The sequence below is a fragment of the Variovorax sp. 20P10.2.4 genome, from assembly GCF_058244205.1.
Window position 1 is genome coordinate 1 of the sequence record NZ_JBZAYE010001048.1, and the last position, 1,622, is coordinate 1,622.

The window sequence follows — 1,622 nt, forward strand, 5'->3', positions numbered from 1 at the left end:
CGCTGGTGCTGCTGGCGCCGATCGCGCTGATCACGCTGGGGCTCTCGCAGGCGCGGGAATACATCATCGACGCGCCCGACCAGTACCGCGAGCTGCTCGACTACACGGCGCGCACGGTGCTCGAACTGCGGCTGAAGCTGCCGCCCGAGATCGCGGTCTACCTGCCCGAGGGCGCGGCCGAGATCCAGCGCATGGTGGCGAACTACATGCGCGCCCAGGCCGGCATGCTGGCGCTCACCGGCCGGGCCTGGCTCGGGGCGCTGCTGTTCGCCTACGTGGGACTGATCATCGGCGGGCTGGCCGCGGTGGCGCATGCGCGCGGACCGCGCCGGCCGCTGTCGGAGGAACTGCACCAGCGCATCACGATGTTCGGCCAGGCCTTCGGCCAGATCGTCGCGGCGCAGTTCTGGATCGCCGCCTTCAACACGCTGCTGACCGCCATCTTCCTGCTGGTGCTGATGCCGCTGTGGGGCCCGCACCTGCCCTACACGCCCGCGCTGATCACGCTGACCTTCGTGGCCGGGCTGGTGCCGATCGTGGGCAACCTGGTGTGCAATGCGGTGATCACGCTGGTGGCGTTGTCGGTGTCGCCGGTCACGGCCGCGGCCTGCCTGGCCTTCCTGATCCTGATCCACAAGGCCGAATACGTGATCAACGCCAAGGTGGTGGGCAGCCGCACGCAGATGAGCGTGTGGGAGCTGCTGGCCGTGATGTTCGTGGCCGAGGCGGTGTTCGGCCCGGCCGGGCTGGTGGCCGCGCCGCTGTTCTACGCCTACCTCAAGAAAGAGCTGCAGGCCGGCGGGCTGGTCTGAGGCGGCGGCGCCCTGCGCGCCGGGCGATGTCCTGATCTGATCGATTCTGGTCCGCTCCCGAGCGGCCCGCGGGCGCGAAACCGCCAAGAATTGGGCGCATCATCCACTTCGCCTTCGGAAAATCCGCCATGAAGACCTGTCTGATTGTGATCGACGCCCAGGAATCGTTCCGCCAGCGCCCGTACTGGAACGAAGGCGTCGCGGCGCCCTACTTCGCGGCGCAGAACGCGCTGATCGCCGGCGCGGCCGAAGCCGGCCTGCCGATCGTGCGCATCTACCACGTCGACGGCCCGAGCACCGCCGCCAACCCCTTCGCGGTCGAATCGGGCTTTGTGCGCCCGATCGAGGGCGTGGCCGGCTTCGAGGCCGCCGCCACCTTCACCAAGCACCGCCACAGCGCGCTGGTCAACAGCGGGCTCGACATCTGGCTCACCCAGCAGGGCATCGGCCGGCTGATCGTGAGCGGCATCCGCACCGAGCAGTGCTGCGAGACCACCACGCGCCACGCCTCGGACCTGGGCTGGGAGGTCGACTACGTGACCGACGCCACGCTGACCTTCGACATGACGCAGCCCGACGGCACGCCGCTCTCGGCCGCCGACATCAAGGCCCGCACCGCGACCGTGCTGGCGGGACGCTTCGCGACCATCTGCAACGTGGCGCAGGCACTGGAACGAGCGGCATGAGTTCTTCACCGGGCGCCGCGCTGCGCGTGCTGATCCTGGCCTTCGACGGCATCGAGGCCCTGGACTTCGCAGGCCCGTTCGAGGTGTTCACCACCGCGAGCCGCGTGCACCGGCGGCTGCGGCC

2 protein-coding genes and 1 pseudogene are annotated in these 1,622 nt (G+C 69.7%); all 3 read left to right on the top strand.

Annotated features, from left to right (window positions below; translation table 11 throughout):
* Positions 1 to 812, top strand: an 812-nt coding sequence (locus AC27VN_RS40920; RefSeq protein ID WP_490880427.1) for an AI-2E family transporter, incomplete at its 5' end; no start/stop codon positions are given.
* A 128-nt stretch (positions 813 to 940) separates the two neighbouring features.
* Positions 941 to 1,498, top strand: coding sequence for an isochorismatase family protein (locus AC27VN_RS40925; protein ID WP_490880428.1), 558 nt, complete (start codon positions 941 to 943; stop codon positions 1,496 to 1,498).
* A pseudogene (locus AC27VN_RS40930) lies at positions 1,495 to 1,622 on the top strand (DJ-1/PfpI family protein); the annotation flags it as partial. The gene AC27VN_RS40925 and the pseudogene AC27VN_RS40930, both read left to right, overlap by 4 nt.